This is a genomic window from Mesorhizobium intechi (assembly GCF_002879535.1).
GTDB classification, from domain to species: Bacteria; Pseudomonadota; Alphaproteobacteria; order Rhizobiales; family Rhizobiaceae; genus Mesorhizobium; species Mesorhizobium intechi.
In genome coordinates, this window is the sequence record NZ_PNOT02000172.1 from 22613 (window position 1) to 36019 (window position 13407).

At 62.3% G+C, this 13407-nt stretch carries 18 protein-coding genes and 1 riboswitch; of the genes, 15 read left to right on the top strand and 3 right to left on the bottom strand.

The genetic code is table 11. The features are described from left to right. Window positions 1-43 precede the first annotated feature (43 nt). The 7 genes from C1D09_RS14745 (at window position 44) to C1D09_RS14775 (ending at window position 3574) form a co-directional block, all read left to right on the top strand. Window positions 44-1147, top strand: coding sequence for an acyltransferase family protein (locus C1D09_RS14745; protein ID WP_143975010.1), 1104 nt, complete (start codon window positions 44-46; stop codon window positions 1145-1147). Window positions 1148-1313: 166 nt separating this feature from the next. Next, on the top strand, window positions 1314-1577 hold the full coding sequence (locus tag C1D09_RS14750) for a hypothetical protein (protein WP_143975011.1): 264 nt from the start codon (window positions 1314-1316) through the stop codon (window positions 1575-1577). 211 nt (window positions 1578-1788) lie between these two features. Continuing rightward, the gene (locus C1D09_RS14755; protein WP_143975012.1) at window positions 1789-2535 is read left to right on the top strand and encodes a glycoside hydrolase family 108 protein; all 747 of its coding nucleotides are present in this window, start codon (window positions 1789-1791) and stop codon (window positions 2533-2535) included. 2 nt (window positions 2536-2537) lie between these two features. Further along, window positions 2538-2738 carry a hypothetical protein gene (locus C1D09_RS14760; RefSeq protein ID WP_143975013.1) on the top strand — a complete coding sequence of 67 codons (201 nt, stop codon included), beginning with the start codon at window positions 2538-2540 and terminating at the stop codon, window positions 2736-2738. Then, window positions 2735-2974 (top strand): ABC transporter permease, encoded by a 240-nt coding sequence (locus C1D09_RS14765; protein ID WP_143975014.1) that lies wholly within the window; start codon window positions 2735-2737, stop codon window positions 2972-2974. Before C1D09_RS14760 ends, C1D09_RS14765 begins: the two co-directional genes overlap by 4 nt. Beyond that, complete coding sequence (locus tag C1D09_RS14770; RefSeq protein WP_143975015.1) at window positions 2959-3153, top strand: hypothetical protein; 195 nt, start codon at window positions 2959-2961, stop codon at window positions 3151-3153. Before C1D09_RS14765 ends, C1D09_RS14770 begins: the two co-directional genes overlap by 16 nt. Window positions 3154-3256: 103 nt before the next feature. Continuing rightward, on the top strand, window positions 3257-3574 hold the full coding sequence (locus C1D09_RS14775; protein ID WP_143975026.1) for a hypothetical protein: 318 nt from the start codon (window positions 3257-3259) through the stop codon (window positions 3572-3574). A gap of 109 nt (window positions 3575-3683) precedes the next feature. Here the strand turns inward: C1D09_RS14775 and C1D09_RS14780 are convergent, their stop codons facing one another. Then, complete coding sequence (locus C1D09_RS14780; protein WP_143975016.1) at window positions 3684-3890, bottom strand: hypothetical protein; 207 nt, start codon at window positions 3888-3890, stop codon at window positions 3684-3686. Between the two features lie 788 nt (window positions 3891-4678). On the opposite strand from C1D09_RS14780, the gene C1D09_RS14790 reads away from it, so the two are divergent. Then, window positions 4679-5149 (top strand): GNAT family N-acetyltransferase, encoded by a 471-nt coding sequence (locus tag C1D09_RS14790; RefSeq protein WP_143975018.1) that lies wholly within the window; start codon window positions 4679-4681, stop codon window positions 5147-5149. A 95-nt stretch (window positions 5150-5244) separates the two neighbouring features. On the opposite strand, the gene C1D09_RS14795 is transcribed toward C1D09_RS14790, so the two are convergent. Continuing rightward, on the bottom strand, window positions 5245-5952 hold the full coding sequence (locus C1D09_RS14795) for a hypothetical protein (RefSeq protein ID WP_143975019.1): 708 nt from the start codon (window positions 5950-5952) through the stop codon (window positions 5245-5247). Window positions 5953-6147: 195 nt separating this feature from the next. On the opposite strand from C1D09_RS14795, the gene C1D09_RS14800 reads away from it, so the two are divergent. Both C1D09_RS14800 and msrA read left to right on the top strand, forming a co-directional pair. Beyond that, on the top strand, window positions 6148-7695 hold the full coding sequence (locus C1D09_RS14800) for a glycosyltransferase family 39 protein (RefSeq protein WP_143975027.1): 1548 nt from the start codon (window positions 6148-6150) through the stop codon (window positions 7693-7695). A gap of 173 nt (window positions 7696-7868) precedes the next feature. Beyond that, entirely contained in the window at window positions 7869-8387 is a 519-nt protein-coding gene (gene msrA, locus C1D09_RS14805) for a peptide-methionine (S)-S-oxide reductase MsrA (RefSeq protein WP_143975020.1), read from the top strand. 79 nt (window positions 8388-8466) lie between these two features. On the opposite strand, the gene C1D09_RS14810 is transcribed toward msrA, so the two are convergent. Then, window positions 8467-8775: a hypothetical protein gene (locus C1D09_RS14810; RefSeq protein WP_143975021.1), complete on the bottom strand. Its 309-nt coding sequence runs from the start codon at window positions 8773-8775 to the stop codon at window positions 8467-8469. Window positions 8776-8969: 194 nt separating this feature from the next. Next, a riboswitch (TPP riboswitch) is annotated at window positions 8970-9083 on the top strand. Between C1D09_RS14810 and C1D09_RS14815 the strand changes: the two genes are divergently transcribed. The 5 genes from C1D09_RS14815 to C1D09_RS14835 all read left to right on the top strand — a co-directional run bounded on the left by C1D09_RS14815 (window position 9074) and on the right by C1D09_RS14835 (window position 13174). Further along, a complete protein-coding gene (locus C1D09_RS14815) occupies window positions 9074-9682 on the top strand; it encodes a YkoF family thiamine/hydroxymethylpyrimidine-binding protein (protein WP_143975022.1) in 609 nt (202 codons plus the stop codon). It overlaps the preceding riboswitch by 10 nt. A 112-nt stretch (window positions 9683-9794) precedes the next feature. Next, on the top strand, window positions 9795-10544 hold the full coding sequence (locus C1D09_RS14820) for an ABC transporter permease (protein WP_425463420.1): 750 nt from the start codon (window positions 9795-9797) through the stop codon (window positions 10542-10544). Next, a complete protein-coding gene (locus C1D09_RS14825) occupies window positions 10541-11305 on the top strand; it encodes an ABC transporter ATP-binding protein (protein WP_143975023.1) in 765 nt (254 codons plus the stop codon). Before C1D09_RS14820 ends, C1D09_RS14825 begins: the two co-directional genes overlap by 4 nt. Then, window positions 11298-12314: an ABC transporter substrate-binding protein gene (locus C1D09_RS14830; protein WP_143975024.1), complete on the top strand. Its 1017-nt coding sequence runs from the start codon at window positions 11298-11300 to the stop codon at window positions 12312-12314. Before C1D09_RS14825 ends, C1D09_RS14830 begins: the two co-directional genes overlap by 8 nt. Window positions 12315-12478: 164 nt before the next feature. Continuing rightward, window positions 12479-13174: a methyltransferase family protein gene (locus tag C1D09_RS14835; protein ID WP_143975025.1), complete on the top strand. Its 696-nt coding sequence runs from the start codon at window positions 12479-12481 to the stop codon at window positions 13172-13174. Window positions 13175-13407: the final 233 nt, after the last annotated feature.

The following is a 13407-nucleotide window of genomic DNA, read 5'->3' on the forward strand; positions in this document are numbered from 1 at the left end:
CTTGTGCTGCTATGCCACCTGCCGTCAGAAATAGTCAGGTTGCATGTTTTACAAGAATGTCCAGGGCCTCCGCGCCATCGCGGCGTTGATGGTGGTGTTCACCCACTCCTTCTACCCACTTGTCCCTATGCGAAATCATTGGTCGCAGTTCGTCGGGGCCATCGGCCCATCTGGCGTCGATCTCTTCTTCGTGATTTCCGGCTTCGTGGTTTTCCTGTCTGCCGACAGGTTGGGGAAGAACGCCGACGTCACTGGAATGTGGCGGGCTTTGCGAGAATTTGTGGTGAGGCGGGTTTTTAGAATCTACCCCGTCTATTTGATAGCGTTCCTCATCGCATCGCTGGTGCTAATCCTTATCCCTGCTGCTGAGTTATTCCCGGCAGGCATGAAGCAGCAACCATGGTGGAAGCTGGCGCTGCTCATATCCCAGCCGAACAATCGCATTCTGGCTGCTTGGACATTGCAGTACGAGATGACATTCTATGCGGTGTGCGCGATGGGTATTTTGCTATTCCCGCGCTGCATCGTGGCGGTTATCGCTCTTTGGATGGCAATTGTTCTCTACATCTGGGGCGCCGGCATCTACATGACTTCTGTGTTTACTGCGCCTATCGTACTCGAGTTCGCGTTCGGGATTATCGTCGCGTTGCTGGTCGAGAGGAAATTCTCAGAGTACGCGTTGTCGTCGTTGGCTGTGGGATTTGGCGGACTGGTCATCGGCGCGATCTGTTATCGTCTCCACGATCCGAAGGGCGCGTGGGCTTTGCCGGTGATGTGGCGGGCGGTGTGCTTCGGCTTGCCGAGCGGTTTTATCGTATATGGCTTCGTCGCTGTCGAGATGAGGCAGATGTGGACGTTCTCGAAGACATGGATCCGCTTCGGAGACGCTTCCTATTCGCTTTATCTCTGGCACCAGTTGCTTTTCGCGGTGATGGCGGCCTGCTACGTGAAACTGGGCCTAGTCGGAAAAGTAAACGAGTGGGTTTTGTGGCTTTCCTTGTTGGCGGCGGTCATCCCCGTCAGCTTCATCAGCTTCTATCAGATCGAGCGCCGGTTCAACAAAGCTGGATGGGTTAGTCGGTTGGCTGGCGCCACTGGAAAGAAGGCTGCGTCGAGAGACGCTGATCTCAAGGCCGAGATGGTTTAGGCGTCGGCGGGCCGCCGATCAAATCGTTGAAGGCGAATTTTCATCCTGGGTTATATGCCGGTATTACCAAGCGCTGCCGTTTCATCGGAAGTCTTGGAGATTCGAGACGAGCACGTGCGCCCGCTGGTCATCGAGTGCGTACGGCTGGGAATTCTCAGCCGCAAGCATGAGCAAGGCAGTCGCCTCCAACGGGTCACTTTCGGCCGGATGGCTCAAGGAGATAGCCTTTCAAGAGTTCACCTTTCTCGGGCCTTCTGATTATCGTCATGTGTCCGGAACCTTCCTAACCAACCATCGGCCAGAAATGGCCGCTTCGTCGCCGCCTAACCCGTCTTCCGTAACGCCTTGCACACCGCAGACGCCATCAACCAACACCAGCCGTACGCCGTCATGGGTGTTGATCCCGGATGTTCGCGAGGCCTTCGGCTGAATGCTGGCGCTGGCTCTTGCCCATGGCATGCCGAAATAGATTAAGCGCCCCGTTTGCCCATCATTGTCGGCGGCAGGCCCGCTGAGGTCCAGCCGGACTTCATACGGCAGTTGTCACTGCCCGGCTGCTTCGCCGGCGCATCTGCCGCGTCCGAGGCCGACAGCCAAATCCGAAACAGACAACCTGCCCGCGAGGGCGGAAAGGAACCTCCATGGACCGCAACTTCGCGCGGGCGCTTGCGCTCGTCCTGAAATCCGAGGGCGGCTGGTCGGACAATCCGGCCGATCCGGGCGGCGCCACGATGAAGGGCGTGACGCTGGCGAATTTTCGCCGCTACGTGAAGGCCGATGCCGGCAAGGCCGATCTGAAGAGGATCGGGGACGACCAGGTCGCAACCGTCTATCGGCGCTTCTATTGGGATGCCGTGCTCGCCGCTGAACTGCCTGATGGCGTCGACTATGCCGTGTTCGATTTCGCGGTGAACAGCGGACCGGGCAGGGCGGCAAAATACCTGCAGGTAAGCGTCGGCGTCTCGCAGGACGGGCGCATCGGCCCAGCGACGCTTGCGGCCGTCAAGAAAAGACCGGCTGGTGTCGTCATCGATCAGCTTTGCGATGCGCGGCTGGCGTTTCTCAGGCGCTTGCCGACTTGGGCGACATTCGGGCGCGGCTGGTCCGATCGCATCGGGTCAGTGCGAGGCCAGGCCCTGCTGATGTCGGCCGCTGCGACGGTGCCCGCCTCAATACAGCCTCCGATGCAGGCGCCGGTTCCCCAGCCGGTCCAGCCGCCTCGCGCAGCTGACACGCCAACCGGCAACGCGCCCGTGCCGGCGTCGCCCGCGCCGGGCGGTCCCGGGATTCCGGCTGCCGCCAGAGCGGGCGGAGTCATCGCCGCCTCCCTGCTCGTCGCCTATGCCGCCTGGCATCACATCGCAGTCGCCCTGCAAGGGATCTTCTGACCATGGCCACCATCACCCAACCGACCATCCGCCCGACCAACAAGCTCACAGCCGCGACCATCGCCGCCGCGGCCATGTCGGTCTGCGGCGTCTTCGTGCGCAACTTCTGGCCGTCCTGGTACGACGCCGAAACATGGGCCACGCTTCTGCCGATCACGGTCTTTGCCATCGGCTATCTGGTCAAGGATGAGCCTAACCGATGAGCGCGCTTCTGACATTCCTGCTCGGCAATCCGACCCTTCTCGGCATCGGTGCGGCCATCCTCGCGGCGTTCGGCTGGGGTGTTCGCCAGCGGCTTGCCGGCGAGCGCAGCGAGCGTGCCCGGCAGGCCGCCGCCGAGGCCGCGGCACACGACATCGCCGGCCAGGTCCAGAACGATATCGGCGCGCTGCCCGCAGCCACCGCGCGAAAGGAGCTCAAATCATGGGCAAAGGATTGATGCTTGTGTCCGTGCTGGCCGTGATGGCCGGCTGTACCACGGTCAAGGGCGGATTCTGCACGGTGTCCGGCCCGCTGCGCCTGTCCGCGACCGCGGTCGATGCGCTGTCGGATGCCGAAGTCAAGGCGCTGCTGGCGCACAACCGCAAGGGCGAAAAACTGTGCGGGTGGAAGCCATGACGGTCGTCGCACTTCCGCTGGACGCGGCCATGCTGCTTGCCGGGCTGGCCAGTATCGGCGCCGTATCGGTCTTCGGCTTCCTCTTCGCGGGGGCGATGAAATGATGCACGATCTCTTCGACCTACTCGGCATCAAGGGACCGGTCGTCGCCGCCGGTCTGGCCGGCGGTGTCCTGCGCGCATTGTCACGGCACCGCTACAAGCTGCGCGAAATGGTGGCCTCGCCGATCTGCGGCGCGCTTGCCGCGGCCTATCTGACGCTGCCGGTGGTCCAGTATTCCCGCGCCACGGGCCTGCCGCTGGCCGACGACGACACGACGACACTGGCGGCGGCGTTCCTCATCGGCGTCTGCGCAATGTGGATTTCGGATATTCTGTTCGAGATTATCGTGCGGAAGTTCAAGCCGGCGACGGAAGAATGAAAGGCCGTAGAAGCGGGCTTCCCTATTCTGATGGTTGCTTCGTGATCTTCCCGACAGGCTGCACACCAAGAACGCGCTGATGGCTGCGTAGCTTCGATATATGTGCCTCTCAATGGAATCTGGTTTTGAAGACGCGAAAGACTTCGCACCAGAGGCGGAAATCGGCCAGCCGCCCGGCGAAGTGTGCTTCCATGGCGCAGTACGCCGCCGCGGTCTGCGCTTCCGGCCCGTAGAGCTCGATTGCGGCAATTACCGCATCGTTAGGATCGACAAAATCTGAAAGTCTGAGCGCCGCGCCATTGTCTGTCCGGAGCATCGAGCAACACCTCCTGTTCAGCGCCTTTCATGCCGCATATCTGGCGCAAATCACGCCTGCGGCCCAGCGGCTTGGTTGCTAGTGGGGACTGGCAGCGGAAGGCCACTGGGCCTGACCGGCAGGGCCTTGAAGATGGCAGCGCCGACTGGCGAAGATGTTTGCACCTCTGCTCATGTCAGCGAAACATGCGAACGAAGGAAGAGCACGGCGCGCTGGCTCCGGCCGGCGGGCTTTTCGACAGCTGCTCGCTCCTTTGGACGCAATCGAGCACCAATCGAATGATGCGCTGGCCCCCGGTATCATTGCAAAATACATGGCCGGCATCATTGGGGAAACCGAACTGATTTCGCTCTCCAGGCCCACGTTAAGCCAAATCGCTCGTGGATCGCATGTCGCCGGTATTCGGAACGGAAACAGGCTTCGCAGCTTCTATCTGAGCGAAGTTTGTTGAGGCAGGGCCTAATGTTCAGTGACAGAAACCCGATTACTAGAAGCTGGGCTGTTCATGGCGGTGCCGCTCTCAATCCTGATCGCGGTCCTAATGGCTAGCCTTACGTTTGGCTGGTTTGGCTGACGGCCTGCAGGCGGCGGGGGCGCCGACCATGGGATAGCTTCAGGCCTTGCCTTGCGTCCGAGAATTCGCGCCTGACGGCTCGATCGAGCCAATGCCCGCCTCGGCCAGCGCCGAGGCGGGCTTTTTTGCGTTTGTGGCGTCCGCCCGGCCACTGCTATATCCCGATGCAAGGTTGCCGAACTCGCGGCGGCGTTGATCCAGCCCGGGGTTACGGATGCAGATTGAACGATATGACGGGGACCGCGAGATATTGCTGCCGCTGTTTGCCCTTGCCGACGATTCCCCCACGCAGGTTTCCAGCTATATCGATGAGGGCGAGGTGCTGGTCGCGCGGGAGGGCAACAGGATCATCGGCCACGTGCAACTCATCGAGACAGGCGAGGGCGGTGTCTTCGAACTCAAGAGCCTGGCGGTTCGTCCGGCGAGACAGAGCGAGGGGCTGGGGCGTGCCCTTGTCGCGGCGGCAGTTACCCGCTGCCGCGAGCGCTACGGCCGGCGCCTGATCGTGTCGACCGCTGCGGCCGATATCGGCAATTTGCGATTTTACCAGAGACAGGGCTTTCGAATGTATCGCATCGTGCAGGATGCGTTCGGGCCATCGACCGGTTACCCCGAAGGCTTGCTTGTGAACGGCATTCCGCTGCGCGACCAGGTGGTGTTCGAACGCGATCTCGGCGCGGATTGAGGCGGAGGACCGTTCACCTCGCGCTCCAGCTTCGGGCGCAAACCATCGGATAGCCCGCTCCGGTTTGCCGGGCGGGCTATTTTGTGTTTCCGGGCCTAGGCGAGGATGTTGACGGCGCGGGCGGCGACCAGTGCGATCGTCAGCAGCGATATCATCGACTCGGCCATCATCAAAAGCTTGGCGCGCTGCGACAGCGGCAAGGTGTCGGTCGGCGAAAATGCCGTCGCATTGGTGAAGGCGAGGAAGAAATAGTCGACAAAGCCCGGCAGCCAGTCGCGGATCTCACGGTCGTTCAAGGTCATTTGCGGGAAGAGGAAGTCGGAATGGGCGCGATTGACGAGGCCGCATGTCGGCGGCCCGCCGCGGTCCGTGCTCCAGAACCACAAGGCAAAGACGATGACATTGGTGACCCAGATGTTGAGCGCGTCGATCAGCAGCGTCTGGCCGCTGGAGCCGGCATGGCCCGCCAGCAAGGCGCGCACTAGGAACACCAGCGAACCGCAATTCACGACGCTGACGACGCCGGTCATCACCAAAGCGGTCCTGCGGATGAGGACGCGAAACCGGCCGACCAGATACCAGTGCTCCTCCTCGACCGCTTTCTGGCTGGCGACCTGTGTCCAGGCGGTGGCGACGGACAGGGGCACGAGCAGGGCGGTCTCCAGCGCCGGCGCCAGCCAGCGCGGGCCGAACGAAAGATCGTTGATCACCAGGAGCTGTAGACAGATGATGACGAGGACAGCCGCACGTGCCAGCCAGAAGTCGAGCGCGCGATGGTGGATGACGGCATGCTGGTGGCGCATCGAATATCCGGGATGTTCAGACAGGATCAAATGGGCGGCTGTTCTGCCGGGGAGGGCGACGGGCGCCGAAATTCCTGCTCAATGATGGTCTTGCAATGGCCTGCAAGTATAATTTTTCGTAAGCTTTGATGTGGGGGCTGTTCGGCAAACCGGACGATGTGGTTTAAGCGCCGCATGGTGGGAATAGACGATTCCATGGATGGTTGGGCGCCGGCGGGGCTGACTTCCGCCGGCCTCGACTCGTCATCGTTCTGGCCCGGCCTGCTCCGCCATCCCTGGTATTTGCTGGCGCTTTTGTGCCTGGTGCAGATCCTGTGCTGGACGGTGGTGCCCGCACTGATCGATCCCGCCCCGCCCGGCGATGTTGTGGAAGGTTTCATGTGGGGCCGCGAATGGGTGCTGTTGACCTACAAGCACCCACAGCTTCCAGGCTGGCTGCTCGAAACCAGCCATCTTCTGACCGGATCGTTCCGCTGGCCGCAATATCTGCTTGCCCAGCTGACGATCTCGTCGACCTTCGTCCTGGTCTATCTGCTGGCTCGCGACATGCTCGGACAAAGCCGTGCGCTGGCCGCCGTGCTTTTGATGCCGTCGGTCTATTTTTTCGGCTGGCCGACTCCGCAGTTCAATCATGACTACGCGCAGATGCCGTTCTGGGCGGCCATCTGCTGGCTGCTGTGGCGTGCCGGGCGTGGCGGCGCGCCGGGCTGGTGGCTGGCGCTTGGACTGGTGTCGGGCGTCGGGCTCTATGCCAAGTTCTCCACCGGCTTGCTGCTTGCCTTCGGCGCGCTCTGGCTGTTGAGTGACGCACGCGCGCGCAGCCGGCTGGCGACGCCCTGGCCATGGCTCGGCCTTGCCGTTTTTGTCGCCGTTGCCACACCGCTGGCCATCGCGCTCTACCGCATCGATTTCCTGCCGCTGACCTATTTCGCCGCCCGCGACCAATGGGTGACCGAGAACCGGGCGCGCCTTTACTACATAGGTGTCCAGATGGCCGGGCTCTCCGGCCTTCTTCTGGTGCTGACCATATCAGGCCTGCTGCGGCGCTCGCCCGCCCCCGAAGTGCCCGTCGAGCGCAGCATTCTGGTCTATCTCGTGTGGATGGGGCTCGGCCCGGCGACCCTGATCATGGTGGCCTCGTTGTTCACTGGCACCGGCGAGTCCTGGGGCGCGCCGATGTACAATCTTGTCGGTGTAACGGTGCTAGCCTTCCTCGGCCACCGGCTCGGCACCATCGAGATGCGAAGGCTGGCAATCTGCGCGTTCCTCTGCATCGTCACCATGTCGGGCGCCTATGCGGCCCTACGCTGGACGGGCTGCAATGTGCGGGGGCGCATGGACGCCATTTGCTGGCCGGCGCAGCCGATCGCGGACGAGGCCGAGGCGGTCTGGCACGCGGCCGCGTCCGGCCGGCTCGACATTGTCGGCGGCGATACCCAGGTGGCCATGCTGGCGGGCCTCAATGCCTATGACAAGCCGTCGATCTTTACCGACCTCGATACCCGGTTCGCCCCCTGGATCACGAGGCAGCGCTTGCGCGACCACGGCATGCTGATGGTTTGGCCAGGGCATGACGTGCCACCGCAGTTGCGGACGTGGCTGGGCAACCTCCCGGTCAAGACCGTTCTTTTCAATTGGTCGCGCACGGCCCCGCCTGTGGCAATCAACTTTGCCGCCATTCCGCCCGGCACGCTGTATCCGGCGCTTCCCGTCGACGGCCCGACGCTGCATCCCGGCAACTGAAACGGTTCGATCCCCGACCACGTCGTGATATCGTTCTTTCATGACCGCGTTGTTTCCACGCGACTGGACGAAGCGGACGACAATGCCCATCTATTGGGAAATCCACTATTGTCTGTGCAATTCCGGGCGGGAACCCTCGCATGAGCTGGAATTGCCTTTTGAGGAGACGTGACATGGCGACTTCGACCGAACGCGCAGTGCTTGCCGGTGGCTGTTTCTGGGGCATGCAGGATCTGATACGGCGCTACCCCGGCGTCATCTCCACGCGTGTCGGCTATAGTGGCGGCGACGTAGCCAACGCCACCTATCGCAACCACGGCACCCATGCCGAAGCGATCGAGATCAATTTCGATCCGGCCGTGATCAGCTATCGCACGCTACTGGAGCGCTTTTTCCAGATCCATGACCCGACGACGCGCAACCGCCAGGGCAATGATGTCGGGATGAGCTATCGTTCGGCGATCTACTATACGAGCGACGAACAGAAGCGCGTCGCCGAAGACACCATTGCCGATGTCGATGCCTCGGGATTGTGGCCAGGCAAGGTCGTCACGGAAATCGCGCCGGCCGGTGCCTTCTGGGAGGCCGAGCCCGAGCATCAGGACTATCTGGAGAAATATCCAAACGGCTACACCTGCCATTTCGTCAGGCCGGGCTGGAAGCTGCCGGTTCGCGAGAAGGCCGCGTCCTGACGATTTGGCAAAAGCACCATTGGGTATGATATCGAAAAGCCGCCGGATGTCCGGCGGCTTTTTCAGTTTGGGCACTCACTTACTTGCCGCAGTTGTTGTCGTTCACGGTCGGGGCTGTCAAATTGCCGTTGGCATCGGACTGTGCACCTTGCGGACTGGTCGGGCAATTGCGATCCGCGTTGGAGTTCATGTCGACCGGCGCGACGGTCGTGCTGTTGGTCGTTGCCGGATCGACCGTATCAGGCGAAGCCGGCGTGCTCGGGTCTACGGTCACTGATCGGCCGCTGCCCGCGGACCCATCCATGCCGTTCGCGGTATTGCCTTGCGCCATCGCGGACGTGGCGAGCGCAACGGTGAACGCCGAAGCTGCGAGGATTTTCATGAACATGGTTCTGTCTCCATTTCTGTGAACTCGTCGCGTTGCGACTGTTGGGACAACCGCTCGGCTTGGCGAAGGTTCCCCATAAAATACCGGCTGCGCGGCTTCGCCAGCGTCACCTGATGGCGAGAGTTGGTGCAACGCTTTTGGTCCGGTGCGCTGAAAAAACGTCTTCCCCTTGCCTTCGAATGGTGCTTTAACGCGCTCATCCACAGGGGTGCTCCGTACGGTCGGGGCTGAGACGGGGGCGGCAAGCCCACAGACCCTAGAAGCTGATCTGGGTAATACCAGCGGAGCGAGGCGGGCGATGTTTTCTGGCGCACAGGTTTCCCTTTATCCCATGGCCGACGATTTCGTCGGCGTCATCCTGGGCGCGCTGGGCGCGCTCGACCCCTACCGGGACAGGCTCCGTATCGAGACCGACGATGTCTCGACCTTGCTGGTCGGGCCACCCGAAGTATTGTTCCCGGCGTTGCGCGACCTGTTCGTGGCGGCGGCACGGAGCGGCAAGCACTGCGTGCTGTCGGCCGCCATTTCGCGCGGCTGTCCTGGCGAGCCGGACGATCCGATCTGCCGCTCCGACGCGTTTGGCGGGCCTGTCGGGCCGCTCGGCCCGCGCAAGGAAGCCGCTATCACCGCGGTGCGCAATGCCGCTGCCACGGGCCAGCCGGCGGCGGCGCAGTTCTCGCTCTATGTGATGGGCACCGGCGACCACATGGACGAGATCTATGGCTGCATCGATTTCCTGAAACAGTCCGGCGTCTATGACCGCTCCAAGAACTTCTGCACCAAACTGCGCGGCGATACCGGCGCGGTCTTTTCGGCGCTGAATGAAGCTTTCTGCCGCTTCGGGCCGGGCGCCGGCCACGTAACCCTTGACGTCACGGTTTCCGCCAACAGCCCCACCGCTGTCTGAACTGAACGCGCCTTCGTCGCGCGGCCGTCAAGGGTGTCCTCTCGTGGTCTCATCGTCATCCAGCCGCCCGCGGCAGCTCGCGGTCCTCTTCGCCAACGCGGCACCGGCCGTGATGTCGGTCGGGTTGCTGCTCGTGGCCTGGGAACTCTACGCCAATTATTCCGGCATCAAACCGACGATACTGCCGGCGCCGTCACGCGTTTTCGAACAGGCGATGCTCAATCGCGAGGCGCTGATCGGCAACGCCATTCCCACCATCCGCGCCACGCTGATCGGCTTTGCCTGCTCGCTCGGCGCCGCTTTCGCGCTGTCGATGCTGGTCGACTTCTTCCAGCCGCTGCGGCGTGCGCTGTTTCCTGTCTTCATCATCAGCCAGACCTTGCCGCTGGTGGCCATCGCGCCCCTGGTGGTGCTGTGGTTCGGCTTCGGTTTGACGCCAAAGATCATGCTGGTGGCGCTGGTAACCTTCTTCCCGATGCTGGTGGCCCTGGTGCAGGGCTACGAGGCAACCGAGGTGGAGATCGGCCAGATGCTGCGCGCCATGGGGGCGGGGCGTTGGCGTGTTTTCGTTCTGGCGCGGCTGCCTTCGGCGCTGCCCTATTTCTTCGCCGGCCTGCGGATCTCCATCACCTATGCCGTGGTCGGCGCCATCTTCGCCGAATATGCCGGTGCGGCCAAGGGCCTGGGCATCTACATGCTCAACGCCAAGAATAATTTCCGCCCTGATCTCGTGCTGGCCGCGGTGGGCGTCAGTGCCGCGCTCACGCTGATCCTGTTTGGGCTGACGGCGCTCTTGCAGCGCCTCGCCATGCCTTGGGAACAGATCGTCCGTCAGCCGGCAGGGAAGGGGCCGGGGCGATGAGCCGGCTCGAACTTCGACATGTGCGCAAGGCGTTTGGCGGGCTCGACGTGCTCGCCGACATTTCGCTCAGCGTCGGTGCCGGTGAATTCGTCTCGATCCTCGGGCCGTCGGGTGCCGGCAAGTCGACGCTGTTCCAGCTTCTGACGGGAGCCGAGCATGGCGAAGGCGAGATGTTGTTCGACGACATGCCGCTCGACGACCATGGCCGGCATTTCGCATTCATGCCGCAGAGCGACGCCCTGATGCCGTGGCGGCGCATCCTCGACAACACGACCCTCGGGCTCGAAGTGCAGGGTGTCAGACGCCAGGCGGCGCGGGCGCGGGTCGCGCCGCTGCTTGCCGAGTTCGGGCTTGCCGGCTTCGAGCGGCATTTTCCGGCACAACTTTCCGGCGGCATGCGCCAGCGCGCGGCGCTTTTGCGCACGGTGGTGCAGGAGCGCGACATGCTTTTGCTCGACGAGCCGTTTGGCGCGCTCGACGCATTGACCCGTGCGGCCGTACAGCGCTGGCTCGAGCAGATGTGGCGGCACCATCGCTGGACGGCGCTGCTGATCACCCACGATGTGCGCGAGGCGGTGTTCCTGTCCGACCGTATCTATGTGCTGTCGGCGCGCCCGGCCCGTGTGCTGCGCGAGATCACCGTGCCCTTGCCGCGCCCGCGCGATTCGACCGCCGCCGCGCAACAGGCCGGCGCGCTCGAGGCCGAGATCCTCGACATCTTGCTCAACCCTCAACCATCCAAAGGACATGACCATGACTGACCTGACACGCCGGCAGGCCCTGCTGCTCACCCTTGCCAGCGGTCTTTCGCTGACCGCCGGAGCGAGCCGTGTCTTCGCCGCGAAGCAAAAAGTCACCGTCGCGCTGGACTGGACCGTCAATACGAACCACATCGGGCTGTTCGTCGCCCGCGACAAGGGGTTTTATCGGGAGGCAGGCCTCGAGGTCGACATTCTGCCCTATAGCGACACCGGCGCCGGCACTCTGGTCGCCAACCGCGTTGCCGATTTCGGCATCAACGGCAGCATCAGCCTGTTCACCCAGAAGGCCGCCGGGGCGGACTTGAAGGCCGTCTACGCGGTGGTGCAGTCGGAAACCGGCCGCGTGGTCTTCAATGCAGCCCGCAGCGAGATCAAAAGTCCGAAGGACCTTGACGGCCTAACCTATGGCGGTTTCGGCAGCGCTTGGGAAAACGCACTGATCTCGACCATCATCCGCCATGATGGCGGCAAGGGCAATTTCGAAACGGTGACGCTCGGCACCTCCGCCTATGAAGGGCTGGCCAACGGCTCGATCGACTTCACGCTCGAAGTCTCGACCTGGGAGGGCGTCGAAGCCGGACTCAAAGGCATCAAGCAGCGCAGTTTCGTCTATGCCGACTACGGCGTGCCCGATGAGCATACGACGCTGATCTCGTCGAGCGAGGCGTATCTCCAGGCAAACCCGGCACTGGCGTCGGCCTTTATTCAGGCAACGCGGCGCGGCTATCAGTTCACCGTCGATCATCCGGCAGAAGCCGCCGCGCTGCTGATCGCCGCCAACAAGGACGCCCTGACCAATCCGGCACTGATCGAAGCATCGCTGAAGGTGTTGATCGACGGACACTATCTGCGCGCGGAGAACGGCGCCATCGGGACGATGGATCCGGCCAAGATGAACGCGATCGGCGACTATCTCCTCAAAGCCGGCATTTTGCGCGACGCAGATGGTAAGGTTCTGACGCAACACCCTGATTTCACGAAGTATTTCGTAAATTTGAATTTGGGGTGAGACTGGATACGCATAGCGGACGGCCCGTTCCTTTGGTTGGCAAACGGGGGCGTCCTGCCCCCGTATGCTGTCGGAGGAGTTGCCCCGTTTGATGCCGATCCGATCGTCCCGGTTAACCCCCCGGCAATGGTTGCGTGCAATGGTCCCTTCGAGGGATCATCGGGGTGTTTGCGTTGCTCACGTCAAAAAGTGAAGCGTTTTCGCACAATAATGAGGGCGGATTTTTCTCCGCCGCGCGCAGGCGTGACATACTGATCGACGTGCGCGAAGGCTTCTTTCGACTCTGCGCCCTGGCCTGCGCGGGCCTGTTCGTCTATCGCGGTGTGTCCCAGCTCGTGGAGGATCCGACCCGGGTCAACGCCGCGCTGGTGGCGATTTCCGAGATACTCACTTTCACCTGGCTGCTTCTGTCGCGGCGTCCGGTGACGCGCGACTGGAACCCGCTTACGGTCATCGTCTCCGTGACCGCCAGTTTCGGGGTTGCGTTGATCAGCCTCCAGCCCGGCATAGCGCTTGTTCCGGTCTATTTCGCCGCGCCGCTGCAGTTCGCCGCGCTGTTGTTTGTCATCTGGGGCAAGATATCGCTTGGCCGCTCCTTTGCCATCCTGCCTGCCAATCGCGGCGTGATGACGGGCGGCGCCTATCGGATTGTGCGGCACCCGATCTATGCCGGCTACCTTGCCGGCCATGTGCTCTATCTGCTGTCCGCCTTTTCCTTCCACAACCTCGCGGTCTATGCGGTCATCACCTATATGCAGCTGTATCGTATCCTGCGCGAGGAGACCTTGCTGGCCGCCGAGCCGGAGTATCGCGCTTACATGGAGCGTGTGCGCTACAGGTTGTTCTACCGCCTATTCTGAGGGCAAGGCCGTCGATTGAAGAGGTGGCCGATCCTGCTTGGCGTGGGGCTGGCCAACAGCCCTTCCGGTTCGCCATTTCACAGAAGTGCTGAACGCGCTCCCTCTCTTTGCTTTGACGAAGCTCCGAGCTAGTGGTGACCACCAGAATCGTTTTTGCTTCTGTCTGACAAAACATATCGATGATGTTCCCGCTCAAGCAAAAATATCTTATACACTTGTATGCACTTCTATTA